This window comes from Undibacterium paludis, assembly GCF_022568815.1.
In the GTDB taxonomy this organism is placed as follows: Bacteria; Pseudomonadota; Gammaproteobacteria; order Burkholderiales; family Burkholderiaceae_D; genus Undibacterium.
Genome location: NZ_JAKZHX010000001.1, coordinates 443425 through 459157 on the forward strand (window position 1 = coordinate 443425; position 15733 = coordinate 459157).

Annotated in this window: 13 protein-coding genes; 4 read left to right on the top strand and 9 right to left on the bottom strand. The window is 55.9% G+C overall.

From position 1 onward, the window contains the following. Positions 1–7: 7 nt before the first annotated feature. From LZ463_RS02075 to LZ463_RS02100, 6 genes are all read right to left on the bottom strand, one after another. On the bottom strand, positions 8–1216 hold the full coding sequence (locus LZ463_RS02075; protein WP_241453363.1) for an efflux RND transporter periplasmic adaptor subunit: 1209 nt from the start codon (positions 1214–1216) through the stop codon (positions 8–10). Beyond that, positions 1213–2529, bottom strand: coding sequence for a TolC family protein (locus tag LZ463_RS02080; protein WP_241453365.1), 1317 nt, complete (start codon positions 2527–2529; stop codon positions 1213–1215). The genes LZ463_RS02075 and LZ463_RS02080 overlap by 4 nt, the downstream gene beginning before the upstream one ends. A 113-nt stretch (positions 2530–2642) precedes the next feature. After that, positions 2643–2981, bottom strand: a complete 339-nt coding sequence (locus LZ463_RS02085; protein ID WP_241453366.1) for a hypothetical protein — start codon at positions 2979–2981, stop codon at positions 2643–2645. Between the two features lie 137 nt (positions 2982–3118). After that, a complete protein-coding gene (locus tag LZ463_RS02090; protein ID WP_241453367.1) occupies positions 3119–3610 on the bottom strand; it encodes a DinB family protein in 492 nt (163 codons plus the stop codon). 282 nt (positions 3611–3892) lie between these two features. Beyond that, positions 3893–4759, bottom strand: coding sequence for an SDR family oxidoreductase (locus tag LZ463_RS02095; RefSeq protein ID WP_241453368.1), 867 nt, complete (start codon positions 4757–4759; stop codon positions 3893–3895). A 14-nt stretch (positions 4760–4773) separates the two neighbouring features. Continuing rightward, on the bottom strand, positions 4774–5430 hold the full coding sequence (locus tag LZ463_RS02100) for an O-methyltransferase (protein ID WP_241453369.1): 657 nt from the start codon (positions 5428–5430) through the stop codon (positions 4774–4776). Between the two features lie 142 nt (positions 5431–5572). Here LZ463_RS02100 and LZ463_RS02105 point away from each other — a divergent pair, with 142 nt between their 5' ends. Continuing rightward, positions 5573–6253: a TetR/AcrR family transcriptional regulator gene (locus LZ463_RS02105; protein ID WP_241453370.1), complete on the top strand. Its 681-nt coding sequence runs from the start codon at positions 5573–5575 to the stop codon at positions 6251–6253. A 20-nt stretch (positions 6254–6273) separates the two neighbouring features. Here the strand turns inward: LZ463_RS02105 and LZ463_RS02110 are convergent, their stop codons facing one another. The 3 genes from LZ463_RS02110 to LZ463_RS02120 form a co-directional block, all read right to left on the bottom strand. Then, complete coding sequence (locus LZ463_RS02110) at positions 6274–8397, bottom strand: metallopeptidase domain-containing protein (protein WP_241453371.1); 2124 nt, start codon at positions 8395–8397, stop codon at positions 6274–6276. After that, the gene (locus LZ463_RS02115; RefSeq protein WP_241453372.1) at positions 8394–10325 is read right to left on the bottom strand and encodes a S9 family peptidase; all 1932 of its coding nucleotides are present in this window, start codon (positions 10323–10325) and stop codon (positions 8394–8396) included. The genes LZ463_RS02110 and LZ463_RS02115 overlap by 4 nt, the downstream gene beginning before the upstream one ends. A 212-nt stretch (positions 10326–10537) precedes the next feature. Then, on the bottom strand, positions 10538–10699 hold the full coding sequence (locus LZ463_RS02120; protein ID WP_241453373.1) for a hypothetical protein: 162 nt from the start codon (positions 10697–10699) through the stop codon (positions 10538–10540). On the opposite strand from LZ463_RS02120, the gene LZ463_RS02125 reads away from it, so the two are divergent. The 3 genes from LZ463_RS02125 (at position 10698) to LZ463_RS02135 (ending at position 15717) form a co-directional block, all read left to right on the top strand. Beyond that, entirely contained in the window at positions 10698–11612 is a 915-nt protein-coding gene (locus tag LZ463_RS02125) for a helix-turn-helix domain-containing protein (protein ID WP_241453374.1), read from the top strand. The genes LZ463_RS02120 and LZ463_RS02125 overlap by 2 nt on opposite strands. A gap of 61 nt (positions 11613–11673) precedes the next feature. Then, entirely contained in the window at positions 11674–12756 is a 1083-nt protein-coding gene (locus LZ463_RS02130) for a hypothetical protein (protein WP_241453375.1), read from the top strand. A 318-nt stretch (positions 12757–13074) separates the two neighbouring features. Continuing rightward, on the top strand, positions 13075–15717 hold the full coding sequence (locus LZ463_RS02135) for a TonB-dependent receptor plug domain-containing protein (RefSeq protein WP_241453377.1): 2643 nt from the start codon (positions 13075–13077) through the stop codon (positions 15715–15717). Positions 15718–15733 lie beyond the last annotated feature (16 nt).

Consider the following 15733-nt stretch of genomic DNA (forward strand, 5'->3'; position numbering starts at 1 on the left):
TCCCCTGTCAGTCTTCATGACCAGCACTGCCTTTGCCCTGCTCGGCTTTCACCACAAAACTGCCACTGGCAGCATACGGTGTACCTGCCTGCAGGCCGTCGACTATTTCCACCAGTTTGTCGCTGCTGATACCGGTCCTGACTGTCTGTGCTCTAAATCCCTTATCGACTTTGACGAAGACCACGGTTTTGCCATCCACCGTCTGCACGGCATCCGATGCCACTGCCACAGGAACATTTTTTTCCCCGCGCACCATGGCCGCATTGACGAACAGACCCGGTCGCCATGCCAGGTCGGGATTGGCAATCACGACGCGCGCCTTGGCGGTACGGGTCTGTTCCCCCAGCAGGCTGCCGACATAGCTGAGCTTGCCAGTGGCGGTGGAACCAGTAGCGGTGGATGTGATTTTTACTGTTTTGCCGATACGCAGACTTTCAAGGTCCCTGGGTGTGACCACCATTTCCACCCAGACACTGGACAAATCAGACAGCAGGAACACATTGGCGTCTTCCTTCACGGCCTCGCCTTGAGCAATGTGTTTTTCAACAACGACACCATTGAACGGCGCACGCAGCACATAGCGGTTGAGTGCACCATCGGCATCATTCACACCATCAGCACCCAGCGCCTGCAATTTGGACCTGGCAGACTGCGCTTCTATCTCAGCTTCACGCAAGGCAGTCTGCGCCTGTAGATAATCCTGCTCGGCAGATATCTTGTTTTCCCATAATTTTTTTTCACGCTGATAGCTTGTTTGCGCCAGGCCCAGTCGCTTTTGCGCAGCCAGCGACGCGCTGCGCAGGTCGGCCAGAGAGGCGCTTGAAATCACCGCCATGACCTGCCCCTTCTTGACGCTCTGCCCCAGGTCAGCCGATACAGACTCCGCCACACCTGGTGTACGCGGAACGATGTGGGCTGTCAGGTCTTCGTTAAAACGTACTTCGCCGGGCAATTGCACGATATTTCCCATGGTGGCGGACTCCGCTTTGGCGATAGTGATGCCGGCAGTTTCTATCTGCCGGGCATTCATGACGATGACCCCTTCTTCACCGGCATGATGGCCGCCTTCCTTGATCTCTTCGCTGGCATCATGGGCTTTTGCTGTCGCTGTACCGCTGTCTTTTTTCCAGAGCAGGATGATTACTCCCAGCACAATGCCTGTCAGCACAATCACGACCGTGGACATGTGAGATTTTTTATCGATATTGAATTTCATTTTGTATTCCTGTCTGCCGGCAAATTACCAGCCTTGTCTTCAACGACCACATAACGTTCAAGTTCTGCCAGCGCGCGATAGCGGGCAGAGAGCGTGGAAAGATACTGGGCCCGGCTCTGGAACAGCGTACGCTGGGCATCAAGCACATCAATAAAACCGAACTTGCCCAGCTCAAAGCCGGTGACTGCCGCATCAAAGGCACGCTGGGCAGCCGGCAGGATTTCCTTGCGCATGCTCTCAAGCTGTTCCTGCAAAACCAGGGTGCGCTGATGGGTCTCTGCCAGAGCCTGCGTCGCCTTCAGATACTCAACTTCCGCATCGGTTTTAGCCTTGTCAACACGGCGTAATGCAGCAAGCAGGTTGCCCTGGTTGCGATTGAACAGGGGCAAAGGAATGGAGAGCCCGACGATAGTCTGCGAGGTATTACTCTGACTCTCTTTCTTGTTGCCCACCGTGAGGGTAAGGTCCGGTATACCATCTGCCCTGGCCAGCCTGACTTGCGCCTCTTCGCGGGCAATCTGCATCCGTGCGCGCTGCATTTGCGGCGAGATGTCAAGACGCGCCTGTAATGCAGACAGCGCAGGAATGGCAGCCAGATTGATATCGGGCGTGACCAGAGAGCGCTCATCCAGTTGTGTGCTGCCCCAGAAGGCTGCCAGACGGCGTCTTGCCAACGCCGCATCAGACAATGCCTGCGACAACTCCAGCCTTGCACCGGCTTCAGCAACGCTGGAACGGGTATGCTCCAGCGGTGATATCTTGCCGGCCGCCACCCGGCGTCCGGCCGCATTGGCAGCCTTGCCGGCAAGACTCAGGGATTCCTGGGCGAGCGTGACGTGCTCCTGTGCCGTCAGTGCATCCAGGTAAGCCGCTGTCACACCGGCACGCAATTCGGCGCGTGTGACAGCGACCTCAGCTTGCGCCAGCGCATGGTCCCGATCGGCCAGCCGTATGCGTGCGCCACGCTTGCCACCTGTTTCCAGCGCCTGGCTGATCTGGACAGTGTCAGTACGATTTGCTGCCGACATGCCTTCGCGCAGCATGGACAACTCGGGATTGGGGGCAAGGCCAGCCTGCTCGCGCGTCGCCTCTGCAATGAGCAGCCCCTGAACTGCTGAACGTAGCTCAGGACTGGTCAGCAGGGTCATGCTGATCGCCTGTTCCAGTGTTAAAGGGGCAGTACTGGTATCGCTTGAACGCATCTGCCTGTCAACGGCAAACGGCGCGCCTTGTGGCTCGCTTGCCAGGGTATGCAAGGGGAATAACTGCGCCAATAGCACAGCCGCCCCCATGACAAAATGTCTGGATTGCATGGATAACTCCGATAAAATTAAAGGACGAAGAAATCCGGCGGCATGCAGCAACCGCAAGCTGTCAGCAGGTGTCGGTTACACTTTTATAAAAATGCAGGATACAAGCGCCGGAGTTAGGCGGCGAATGTCCACTTGGGACGTTCCGGAGGAACAACGTAATAAGAAGAGAGGATGACTTTGGCGGACACAGGCGCTGCTTCAGCGACCTGCAAAGGCGAAATACAGTCCAGGCAGCTGATCGACAAGGTATCATGTGCACAAGACGAGCAGTGTGAATGTGCCGAGGCTTTTTTTATATCGCCTGATTTTTCTTTCAATACAGATGCGCCATCGTTCTGCGTATCGCTGTCTGAGTGATGTCCCAGATGCTGTGCTGCCTTGCCGGTCTCATGCAGGCAATAAGCAGCCACCGGCCCCCAGCTGAACTGGAGTGCAAGCAGTGCAATCAACATGAAAAGAATTCGGCGAGTCATGGCCCGGATTATATCACCACCGATGAATCTGGATTTTTCTGTCAGGGGGGAAATTTATATGTCCTGACAATCTCCCCATCATTGATGCGGCTGGCGATTATTTCCTCATCATGATTTCAGGCATGCACGGGTCTGATCTCATGCAAATACCCGGTAAAAGTATCCCTGGGCGAAGACCCGGTCAATCGCGTCAGCAACTGCCCCACCTCACCGCGATGATAGGCGCCATGCCCCAGCACATGACCCAGCATTTCTTCGCGCGACATGCGGCCAGGTTTGCCATCGGTAAACGTGAAATCCATCATCTCGCGCAAGGCAGCGACATCCAGGTCAGTCACATAGTCGATATACCAGCGGTCGATGGAGCGAACAGCGCTGAACAATTCTTCCAGCGGCGGCGTAAGCTCTGGCGCAGTCGTCAATATGCCATGTGCCTGCCCTTGAAGATTGGCAGCAAAGATATCATCGACGACATAATTGTGATGAAGAATAAGCATGGCAGCATGCTCATCCTCCTTCGCGATCTTGCCACACTGAGCCATCAATCCCTGATAAAGCCCTTCGTTAGCCCAGGCTTTGTATTCAAACATCGATCTTAACAATGACATGGTTACACTTTCGGATAAAAAATACTGTTTGCAAGAAGTTGACTCAGCCGGAAAGTCTGGACAACATTCTGCTCCACAGCTAACAGCTTGACTACTCGCGTTTTTCCTTGAAGGATCAGGTTTGCGATATCACTCTCAGTTACAAGAAAAGTCTGATAAGCAAGCAATATGATCATGTTGCAAGCTCACGTTTCCGCGTTGTCCGGCTTTATATCTGACGTGCCTGGCCCGAGCACTGGTTCAGGCATTAAGGGCAATCAAGCCATTGGGCTGTGTAATACATTAAGCAGTGTAATACTCGCGCCGATCAAGATCAGCAAGCAGACTCGGGCTGGTCGGTGCCCAGCCCAGGATGTCGCGGGTCTTCTGGCTGGAGACAGTCATGTCCGCACCGGCGAAGTGGGCGAACCAGCCAAAATGCTCACGTCCACGAGATTCAACAGGCAGCCCCAGTTGACGGCCAATGACTTCGGCGATCGCCTTGAATGGAACAGCCTCGTCTGCCACGGCATGATAAACCGGCTGCGTCACGCCCTCCTCCAGCGCCAGCCGGTACACGCGCGCTGCGTCCAGCCTGTGCACGCCTGACCAGCAGTTCTCAACACCATCCAGGTAAGCTGATACACCCTTCTCGCACGCCAGCCTGACCAGCATGGGGATAAAGCCATAGTCACCGATACCATGAACCGACGGGGCCAGACGCACGGTGGCGGCCTTTACCCCTCGTCGGGCGACCGACCTTGCAGCCGCCTCGGACAGACGCGGTGAGCCGGGATGGGGCAGATCATCCTCCGTCGCACCGCGCTGCATGCCAAGCAGGCCGGAAGTAACGAGTAGCGGACGTGTTGAACCGGCGAGTGCCTCCCCCAGCGCTTCGATGACGTGCTTGTCCTGAGCGCAACTGGCCTGGAAGTTGGTGAAGTCGTGATTGAATGCGGTATGTATCACCGCATCAGCCGACTTGGCTGCTGCAGTGAGTGTACTGATGTCTTCCAGCGTGGCGTGCAGGACGCGGGCGCCGGCAGCGCTCAGTTGTGCTGCTTTGCTCTCTGAGCGCGCAAGACCGGTCACTTCGTGGCCAGCACTGACAAGTTCATGGACTACGGCAGAACCGACCCAGCCGGTAGCTCCGGTAACAAATACATGCATGATTTTCCCTTTCTTCAGGATAAACGAATGGAGAGTTCGACGTCGTCACCGTATGGCATGGACATATAACCACCACTGGAAGAACGGATACGCTCCAGGTATTGAGGGCAATAGTCGACGTTGTCGGCAACTATCAGCGCCCCTGGCCGCAAATAGGGTTCGATCAGATCAAGTACGTCACCATACAGTGCCTTCGCGCCGTCCAGCAGTAACAGGTCAATCGATTCAGGAAGATCGACGGCCAGCGTCTTGAGGGCATCGCCTTCCCGGAACTCCACCAGGTCGATCAAGCCACCTTCGGCCAGGTGCGCCTTTGCACGGGCGACCTTGGAGGGTTCGAACTCGCTGGTAATCAGATAACCACCGCCGTTATCACGCAAGGCAGCGGCGATGTATAGCGTCGAAATACCAAAGGAGGTGCCAAACTCAACAGCGGTGCGGACATTGGCGTTCCTGGCCAGCATGTAGAGCAGTTTCCCTGTTTCCGGGGACACAGGCAGCCAGAGGTCTTTGAGGCGCCCGTACAAATCCAGATATTCAGTCTTGCTGCGCATGAGACGTTCCTGCTCGTCGCGGGGAATCGTCGCCAGTAGCGGACTTGTCGTCGCAGCAGCCTGTTCAAAAAGACGGGCCAACAATGGCGCCAGAGGGGGTGTATTTAATGTATTCATGATCATTGATAAAGTGTGGTAAGAGCCTGATGCTCAAAAGGTAATGCGAATAATTCGTCGCGTTTTTACAAGACGCGCTGCTATAATACGACTGATTAGTCGCATTTTCTATTCGCATTCCTGGACAGGCTTTCAGACCATCATGAGCGCACGCAAACCACCCCAAATCTCCTCTAGAAAGCTACCTCAGCAGGCACGTTCCAGCGGGCTCGTCGCCGCCATACTCGAAGCAGCTATTCAGGTTTTGGCAAAAGAAGGCGCTGCCCGCTTCACCACGGCGCGCGTTGCAGAGAGGGCAGGTGTCAGCGTGGGTTCGGTTTATCAATACTTCCCGAACAAGGCTGCAATCCTGTTCAGGCTGCAGACAGAAGAATGGCGCAGGACGGCCGAAACACTCAGCCGCATACTCGAAGACCACAAGAAGCCGCCGCTGGAGCGCTTGCGTGTGCTGGTGCATACCTTCATCAAATCAGAGTGTGAAGAAGCTGACATGCGTGTGGCACTCAATGATGCGGCACCGCTGTACCGCGACGCACCAGAAGCGCGGGAAGCCAAGGCCTCAGTGACCCTGACCATGGAAGGCTTCATGCGTGAAGCAGCCCCTGATGCATCCGACGCAGCAAGGGCGCTGGCCGGCGATCTGGTGCTCACTACGCTGGGCGTGGTCGGTCATGATTTTTCGGCGAGTCCGCGATCAGCGGCAGAGATCAAAGCCTATTCCACGGCGCTGGCAGACATGTTTTGTGCTTACATCAGCAGTCTTGGTTCTTCCGGCAGTAGCGCTGCGAAGAAGTCAAAACCCAGGCGTCAGCGAGCAGCATAAATTCGATGCAGGGCATTGCGTCATCTCAACCCCAGGCGCACAGGTATGCTGCCAGAAGCACCGATGTTGAAATAGGCCCGGGTCGCCAGTTGTAATCCACGAGCTGCCTGCCCATTGGCAAAAGTCCCTGGTTTAAGTTCAATGTCCACATCCGGCCCCTTGATCTGCAATGACTTGATATGATCGGCAGGGATGACTTTCCCATCGGCCCGTTTGAGCAACACATCTCCCTTGCTCAAGCGGCTACGCTGGCGGATGAACCAGTTTTCTTCACCCGTCATTGACTCTATGTCAGTCGTAAAATGCAAATGACTCAGCTTGTACAAACGCGCATTTGCCAGTGTGATTCTCCGGGCCAGCGGTGCACTGCCACGCTTGATGATGCTAATGGATGCCGTGTCATCTTCCGTGTAGCTGTCGCCTGCTTTCGATGCCTCAGTGTTGTTCCCGACACGAGCTATCCGGATTGTTACTCCCGTTGCCGGGTCAGAAAAGACATCACCGGCCTGCCAGGTGGCGCCTGGTCCGTAACCATCCAGGCTTTTGTCGACAGGGCGCCAGACACCCGTCAGGTTTCTTTCCCCACCCACGTCGGGGCGATGGTAATACTGCCTGGAAATGATCTGCAGTACAGGTTTATCGCCGCTTTCCGGCAAGGTGGTATCAACACGATACAACAACACGCCTGCATGTTTTACCCGCTGGTCGTCACTGTTAACGCCTTGCCCGGTACGGAATTCAGCAACATAAGCGCTGGACAAGCCAGTGCGTATCACCACCATCTTGCTGCCACCCGGTGTTTCAACCGGGCTGATGACATGATGGCTGGGCTGTTCGCTGGACTGGCTGACGACATCAACCTGGTCATCGCGTATCCAGTGCATTTTCCATTTATGCCAGGCAAGAAAGTCATTGGATTGCCCACCGATATTGCCCATCATGTCCCAGCCTCCAACATAGAAGAATCTGTCGACCTCCTCGTCTTTGATTTTGGGCTGGTACATGTATAAGTCTGGCAGGCCGAAGGTGTGACCAGTCTCATGGATCAGCCAGCGATATCCCCACCGGAACAGGTCATTCCCGGCAGTGACGAAGGTGTCCAGAGTGTGTGCTTTGCCATCGCTGTCGACCAGCACTACACGCGAAGGTACTTCTGCCTGGCCCATATACTGATCATTGATCGTTGCCGGACCATTCGGCAGTCCTGACTTGCCTTGCGCGGGTATGATCAGCAGCAGGTCGTAGGCATCAACACGTATGCCGTAACGATCATAGGCAAGCTGTGCAACCTCGTGGCAGTAGTGGAACATGTCGCCGGTGTCTTCTGCACTGCCTCCCCATTTGTAATCCTTTGCCTTCTTGCCCAACATCAGCCAGTCCAGTTTGCGATGATGCTGCGGCGCGACCAGTTTAAGCTGCAACTGCCCGTATGACGAAGTATTGAACCAGGCGGCTGCGGGCTGCAAATAATTGAGGTAGGGTGCAAACTGACTGAACTGGCGATACTGTGCTTCTGCGTCGGCCGCTTTGCGGTCAGGGAATTCCACGAACAGCACCAGCATTGTTTTGGTACGCGAGGATGGCTGGCTTGTGATACTGCCTCTTTTTGCAAGCGGGCGACCGGCAAGATCACGATCCGGCGTCGTATCGCTGAAACGGTACAGGCCACGTTGCCCGGTCAGCGTATCAACATAGGATGGATCGCTGACGATGGTATTCCAGCCTTCATCCGTCCAGCCGCTGGTACCGATCAGGTGACCGTTCTCCGCAGGCTCACCTTTTCTGTGTACCAAGACAGGTTGGCTTGCCTTGAATTGTCCAAATGCGCGGGTTGCCACAGTAGTTCCCTCAGAACCGGTGCGGGCAAAAACTGAGGTACTGAGCAAGATCAACAGTTCATCGCCTTTGCTCTTGACGTCAAGAATATCGTTTGCAGCAACGACCAGACCGTCAGGGCGCGTGACCAGAATATCAGCAGCGGCTATGCCGGTCAGTGGCACACTGCTGCGCAAACTGATGCCGGTCAATCCCTGGAATATGGCGTGATCCAGTTTCACATGCAAACCCGATTGTGCAAATGCTACCGACGACAAACACAGCCACAACACCAGTATGTGTTTCACTGTTTGAAAAATCCTGCTCATACCACGACCTCATCTGATTTCATATACTTTTCAAACCACGCAATACGACGCAACCAGCTGTCTATCCGGTGCGCCCGTTCGCGAAAACTGCCATGGCCTTCACGCGGATAAATCGCCAACTCCGAAGTAACACCACGTTCGCGCAAGGCTGCGTAAAATTGCTGCGCCTCAATGACCGGCGTGCAGCGATCATCACGGCCGTGGATGAATAAGGTAGGGGTCACCGGATCATGCAACTGCAGCAGTGGCGAGCGTTCAACAGCGATACGCATATTGGCAAGCTCCGTCAATGGTCCGCCATTGATGAAGGCATGAAAATCATGGTCGCAGGCATAATGACAGCTGACATGGCTGGAAATAGACGATACAGACACGGCTGCCTTGAAGCGTTTGGTAGTCGCTACCGCCCAATTGGTCAGATAGCCGCCATAACTGCTGCCGGTGACGCCCAGCCGTTCGCCGTCGGCAAACCCGAGGGCGACACAGTGATCGATGCCAGCCAGGATGTCATCAAATTCAGCACCTGCGGGATCACCAAGATTCATGCGGGCAAAATCCTGCCCCCAACCGGTATTACCGCGATAATTGGGCAGGAAAACAGCAAAACCAGCCAATGCATACGGTAAGGCATTACCGGGGTTAAAACTGTATTTGCTTGCATAGCTGGGGCCGCCATGGATATCGACGATCATCGGCAATGGCGACGGGCTGCGATGGTGCGGCAACAAAAGCAAACCCTCAAGTACGAGGCCGTCCTTGCCATGCCATGTTAAATGACGCACTTCCGGATAACCGGAGAGCAAGGAAACGACATGCTGATTCAGCTCACTGATGCGCGTCCACTCCAGATCATGCAATCGCTTCCAGCAGATTTCCGGCGGTGTGCCTGTTGACTCACGCACGGTCGCCATCATCTTGCCGTCGGCCGATACGGCAACCCTGGCCGTATACCCGCTTTCGCCAAGAGCGGCATCTTCCCGTTGTTGCCACTCTATCTGGCCATCGAGCGACATCACACCAAACACGGTGCCCAGCCTATCCCAGCCGCTAAACCACAGCCGGCTGCTGCTCAGCCATTGAATACAGGTCAGGTTGGATTGCCGGTCACGGCCAGGGACTGACACTGCCCCGGTCACAAGATCAAGCATGCTCAAATCACCGGCGACGAGGCCATGGTCGCTGGCCCATGCCTCCACAAAAGCGAGCTTGCCGCCGTCAGGGCTGACGGCCAGGCCCTGCAATTGCCAGGCTGGTGTATGCAACACCGTCACTACGCGACTATCGAAGTCGACACGGATCAGTTGCGCACGATGCCAGCCCCGCTCGCTGGCATCGTGCGATGCGATGGCGACTGCGCCATCGGGTAGCAGGTCAAATTCCCATACGCTATGTTCGCGCGGCCCGACTTCTTCAGTCATACCAGAGGCAAGCCAAATCCGGAACAGCCGGCGACGTATCGTAAGGTCTGGTGTCATTTCTGGTTCTTGTGCATCACCCCACCAGATCCTGGTGGCGGCATGTGTTGCACCTCCGCTCAGGCCACGGTCAGCAGCAAGCACAACGATGGATTCGCCATCTGCAGACCAGCGTATATCCTCAATCGTACCGGGGATCTGGCCCACACCATGTGCTTGACCGAAAGCATCCAGCAGGAAAAGTGCAAACTTCCCCGGACAGTCACGATCCGAAGCAAAGACAAGCCTGTCGTCGCAAGGTGATGGCCGGACAAGTATGTCTGCCTGCGGGCCATCGCTGAGTTGCCGCGCGCCAGCCGCATCGAAGCGCCAGATACGGCTTGGGTTTGGCGACCCTGCTTCACTCGTTGCGTTTCGAATGGCGGCGAACACGGCATCGCCATCACGGTTGAAACAGAGGTCGGAAGCAAAGCGCAAACTGGCAAGTGCACCGAGAGCAGCTTCTATAGTCATTGAATTATTTTCCTGAAAGTTGCGTAATGTAGTTACGTGATGGCAAGAGCAGATCACTTGCCCGCAGCCAAATGCGGCAAAGTTAACCACCGGACATAAAAAATGGCTTGATGTTTGTGCCTGCCTGTTTGTTTGAAATCGGCACAATCACCTGATCATTGCCACCTGGCATGCCATTGTGCTGATTTCGGCATGCCAACTATCGGGAATCATCAAGACCGCGCGACAATACTTCTGCAATACTGGTCCAGCTCATGGGGAAATGGCAAAGAGCCAATGAAGGCCAAGGCAGCCCGCAGCATGCCAATTTCTTCATCGAGTGCTGTCGAAATGATCAGCCTTGCCGCCATTGATACCTGGGAGGATTTCAACATGTCCGAACCAACTCTTGATAGTCCCGAAGGTCTGGTCGACTGGTTTCGGCGTGGCGGCGTCACTGGCCCCTTGCGTCACTGCACAGGGCCTCTGCCCCTGTCCAGGGCATCCATCGTACGCTGGTCTTCCGACAAGCCGGATACGACGATACAGACCATCGGTACACATGCAGACAATTATCGTATTGCCGTCTTGCTGGAGCCCCTGGAGTCACAGATCTGGAATGGCGAAAGCCCGGTCTGCGGCGGCATGATAGGGGCAAACCGTTTTCGTATCTGCCCGCCTGGTTCACAAGGGCGCTGGCGGCGCATGAGCAGCTGCGACATCGTCAATATCTTCATTCCCACGGCCACCATCAACACACTGGGGCGCTTGCGCGATGCCGAAACCCCGTCCTTGCTGGCCGACACCTCGTACACGCCAGACCGCGTGGTGCTGGACCTGGTCGGGAAGCTGCTCAATGCCCAGCTACTTGCCGGGTCCCTCGCACAGCAGTTCTGCGACAGCATGATCACCGCCCTGGCAAGCTACCTGCTGGAGAATTATTCGCAATCCGTCCCCGGACAAAAGCCAAGCAGCCTTTGCGGCACACGGCTGCAAAAAGTGCTTGCCCATATTTCAGAATGTGTGGCCGAAGACGTATCGATTGCCGCCCTGGCCGACTCCTGCGCAATGAGCGAATCACATTTCTCCCGCGAGTTCCGCAAAGCGGTAGGCTTGCCGCCTCATCAGTATGTGATGAAATTGCGCCTTGAGCGCGCCAGCCTGGCCCTGCTGGAAGGTGATGCCCGCATCATCGATATCGCTGTTTCCCTGGGCTTCAATAATGTCAGCCACTTTTCGCGCGCATTTGCCATGCGCTACGGCTTGCCACCGGCCATCTTCAGGCGCAATCGCCACAACTGTGCCTGAGTGGCATTCACTGGCATTGATCACAACAGGATTTTGCAATTTTGGCAGGATTTGCAGTGCCATGGCGGCATCGATCCCGCAAAATACGGCATGCTGTACACTCGGACAGGTGTTCTTGTATGATCGCGCCAGCCATTTCCCTGCCACACTCGCGGCGTGGCCCGCCCTGCCAATCCAGCCTGAAAAAAGGATGATCCCCATGCACCGTCGTTTGCCAATTCAGTATATTGCTGCGCAAGCATTACGCGCCGTCTTGTGCCTCCATGCTGCGGCAGCCCTGATTTCCCTTTCCGGCTGCGCGTCCTTAACAGCTACCGCAGACAAATCCAGCCAGCCCGAAACCGACAGCTTACGCGCCGAATGCCCTGCCGAAGTCCGCTATGCCGCAATAGCCTCGCCGGGTGCGACACTGGCTGAGCTGAAAAGCGTGAGTGAAACCCGTCTGGCAGCCCTGCATTTGACAGCAACATGGAGCGTTCCCGAAGGCGAAGCCTTCGTCGACAGTGAAGCCGACCGCCTGCGCCTGCAACGCCTGCTCAGTGTCGTGCTGCCGGCGCTGGAACGTTATCCGGTGGTCCTGTTCGAGCGCATGCGCTTGAGCCATATCGCCCTGGTCAAGAACCTCACTGTGGCCGGCCAGCGGCGAAAAGCCATGCCGGCGCCAGACACAGCCAGCCTTGTCTATGCCGACAACGATGAAAACATCTGCCTGGCAGGTATGGAGTTGCGCACACATCACGAGTTCTACCACTTTATCGAACACCGCACATTCGGCGACTTTTATTATCGCGATCCGCTCTGGTTGTCACTGAACCCGGCGGCTGTGTCCTATGGCAGTGGCGGTGCAGCGGCCTATGGCACAGGCTTTGTCAACCTGGGGCATCCTGCTGCCGCCATGGTGAGCCGCTATGCATTCTATGGCCCGGAAGAAGATAAGGCAGAAATGTTCGGCTGGATGATGACGCCGGGCTACGCCCGCCGCGTACTGCAATGGTCGGCAGATGACATGGCCCTGGCTGCCAAACGTGGCTTCATGATCCGCTTTTTCCAGGAGCAGAGCGGCGGCGTAATGGGGCCAGAATATTTCATGCAACGGGCACAAGCTGTTACGGCTGCGGTACAGCAGTCAATGAGCAATCAATGAAATGAGCCAGTCAATAAATCAACCATCACTTTTCTGAGCAGGTTTCGCCAACTTCAGCAAGAAATGTGAAGCAGCGAGCTTTTCCCAGGGTAATACTCGACTCCATCGTATCTGCGTGATCGATGTCTGATGGATGTTTGAGCCTTGCCTCCAATAGGCAAACAGAACAGGCGCGAGCAGAAAGGAGCGTTCAGACGCACCCCAATCTGCCCCCGCAAACCTCATTAGCACAAGCATCGTCTTCATCAGCGCAGCGATATCCCGGCACACCCATCAGTGCCGGTGATTCACTCAAATAGCAAGAAGATTGGAGACGTGGTGATTAACAAAAGCATGAGTTATGGCAGTGCAATTCTGCTGTTGGGCGGCATGACCATAGGCGCATCAGCCCAGGAAGCCGACAAGACAAAAGAAGTGGAAAAAGTGGAACGCGTTACGATCACGGGATCGTCCATCAAGCGCATTGACGCCGAGACCGCACTCCCCGTGACGGTCATCAAGGCCGATGAATTGATTAAAAAGGGAATGACAACGATAGAAGAGGCGATGACCTCACTATCCATGAACCAGCAAACCACCGTGGCGGCAGGCAATGTCGGCGCGGAAACCGGCGGCAAATCCTCTGCCAACCTGCGCGGCCTGGGCGACGGGCGCACCCTGATACTGCTGGATGGCCACCGCCTGCCCAACCACCCCTATGACGGCAGCAGTGCTGATCTGTACAGCATCCCTTTTGCCGCCATCGACAGGATAGAAGTCCTGCGCGACGGCGCCTCACATATCTATGGCACCGACGCCATTGCCGGTGTCATCAACTTCATCACCAAACGCTCGGTCAAGGACACCACCGTCACGCTGGAAGCGGTCACGCCGCAGCAGAGCGGCGCCAGGGAAAAACGTTTCAGCCTCACCACTGGCTTTGGTGATCTCGATAAAGATGGCTACAATATTTTTGGCGCCATCGATCATCATGAACAATCCAGGCTGATGGCGACAGAACGCGCGTTTTCGGCGACCGGTATCCTGCCCGACAAGGGCATCAGCAAGACCAGCGGCACGACCTTCCCGGCCAATTTCTTTTCCTCCGCAGGCATCACCGGCAACCCCAGCTTTGCATCCGGCTGCCTGCTGCCCGACGCCATCAAGAGTACAAGCAACCAGACCTGCCGCGAAGACTATGCACGCTTTGTCGACGATATTCCAGAAACCAGACAGAGCAGTTTTCTCGGCAAGGCCTCTCTGAAAATCGGTGCAGATGGCCTTGCCGGACTGGAGCTGCTGCATAGCGAAAGCACCAATATCAACCGTATTGCACCGCCACCGATGACGGGCCTGATCATGCACTCCAGCAGCAAATGGTACCCGGGCGGCACAGGTGGCACACCGGCCGTGGCTGGCCTGACCGGTGAAGACCTGACGATCAGCTGGCGTACGGTCGAAGGTGGCCGCCGTGAAGCGACCAATCTCGGTATCTCTGACCGCCTGGTGGCGTCCTTGTCAGGCACGGTGGCTGGATGGGAACTCAACGGCAGCATCACCACCGCACGCACCAGGGTAACCGAGGATTTGACAGCAGGCTACCTGAACGACGTGGCGATACAGAACGGTATCAACAGCGGCGTACTGAATCCGTTTGGCCCGCAGGATGCGACCGGCGCCAGCCTGCTGGCCAGCTCACAGGTGCGCGGCCAGGTCGTTGCGGCGACTGCCCGCAATACCGGTTTTGACATGCGTGCAACACGTGACCTGATGCAATTACCCGCCGGGCCACTGGGCTTTTCCATAGGGGCAGAGGGTCGGCGCGAAACTTCAGAATTCATCATCAAGCGCGGCCCGCTGGACCAGATGATGATATCGCGTGCCAGCGGCCTGGTATCAGCCAAGGACAACAGCGGGTCACGCAATCTTTCTGCGGTCTTTGCAGAAGTCAATATTCCCGTCACCCGTGAACTTGAAACGCAGGTAGCTGCACGTTATGACCGTTACAGCGATGCCGGCAACAGCTTCAATCCCAAAATCGGCTTTCGCTATCAACCCGTCAAGCGGTGGCTGTTGCGCGGCTCCTTCAATACCGGCTTCCGTGCACCCACGCTGTATGAGCTGAACGGCCCCATCGTCAGCAGCCTGACTTCGACACAATATAACGACCCCTTGCTGTGTCCCGGCGGCGTACCTAAAGCTGGTGTGAACCCCAATATCTCCTGCAACATGAATTTGCCAACCCATGTGGGCGGCAACCGCGATCTCAAGCCAGAGCGTGCCAAGTCCTACTCGCTGGGCATGGTAGTTGAACCCAATTCAATACTGACGGTATCACTGGACTATGCCAATATCTCGATACGTGATCAAATCGGCGAAGTGCTGTACGAGCAGATCATCATGAACGACTTCGACAAGTACCGTGATCGCTTTCACTACAATGCTGCCGGCACGGCGCTGGACTATATCAATGTGTCATCGCTGGGCAATTCGGGCGAAGTCACGACGCAGGTCATCGATATGACAGCGCAATGGCGTCTGCCGGCCTTTTCCTTCGGCACTATCGATGGCTGGTTCAATGGCTCTTATGTGTTGAAGGATACGTATACGACCATAGATGGCGACACGCCTGACAACATCGGTGTCTATAACGGGGTGGTGCGCTGGCGCCACAATGCCGCCATACGCTGGTCGCAGGGTCCATGGTCTGCGACCTTGTCACAGCGTTACTCTGGCGGTTATACCGATCAAAACCTGGTGGAAGACAAGTTCAAGCGCAATGTGTCAGCCAATTCCATCTGGACCCTGGCAGGCAGTTATACTGGCTTCAAGAACCTGACACTGTCGGCAGGCATCAAGAACCTGCTCAACACCAACCCGCCGTTCTCGAACCAGGCGCCGAATGCGCAAACCGGCTATGACCCACGATTTGCAGACCCAATAGGCCGTTCGTTCTATCTGCGGGCTAGCTATAAATTATAAGTGTTGAGGGGAATTC

Coding starts and splice junctions, on each gene's coding strand:
- LZ463_RS02130 (WP_241453375.1), top strand. CDS start 11,674: ATGGCGGCATCGATCCCGCAAAATACGGCATGCTGTACACTCGGACAG.
- LZ463_RS02095 (WP_241453368.1), bottom strand. CDS start 4,759: ATGCATGTATTTGTTACCGGAGCTACCGGCTGGGTCGGTTCTGCCGTA.
- LZ463_RS02120 (WP_241453373.1), bottom strand. CDS start 10,699: ATGTTGAAATCCTCCCAGGTATCAATGGCGGCAAGGCTGATCATTTCG.
- LZ463_RS02110 (WP_241453371.1), bottom strand. CDS start 8,397: ATGAGCAGGATTTTTCAAACAGTGAAACACATACTGGTGTTGTGGCTG.
- LZ463_RS02115 (WP_241453372.1), bottom strand. CDS start 10,325: ATGACTATAGAAGCTGCTCTCGGTGCACTTGCCAGTTTGCGCTTTGCT.
- LZ463_RS02100 (WP_241453369.1), bottom strand. CDS start 5,430: ATGAATACATTAAATACACCCCCTCTGGCGCCATTGTTGGCCCGTCTT.
- LZ463_RS02125 (WP_241453374.1), top strand. CDS start 10,698: ATGTCCGAACCAACTCTTGATAGTCCCGAAGGTCTGGTCGACTGGTTT.
- LZ463_RS02085 (WP_241453366.1), bottom strand. CDS start 2,981: ATGTTGATTGCACTGCTTGCACTCCAGTTCAGCTGGGGGCCGGTGGCT.
- LZ463_RS02075 (WP_241453363.1), bottom strand. CDS start 1,216: ATGAAATTCAATATCGATAAAAAATCTCACATGTCCACGGTCGTGATT.
- LZ463_RS02105 (WP_241453370.1), top strand. CDS start 5,573: ATGAGCGCACGCAAACCACCCCAAATCTCCTCTAGAAAGCTACCTCAG.
- LZ463_RS02080 (WP_241453365.1), bottom strand. CDS start 2,529: ATGCAATCCAGACATTTTGTCATGGGGGCGGCTGTGCTATTGGCGCAG.
- LZ463_RS02090 (WP_241453367.1), bottom strand. CDS start 3,610: ATGTCATTGTTAAGATCGATGTTTGAATACAAAGCCTGGGCTAACGAA.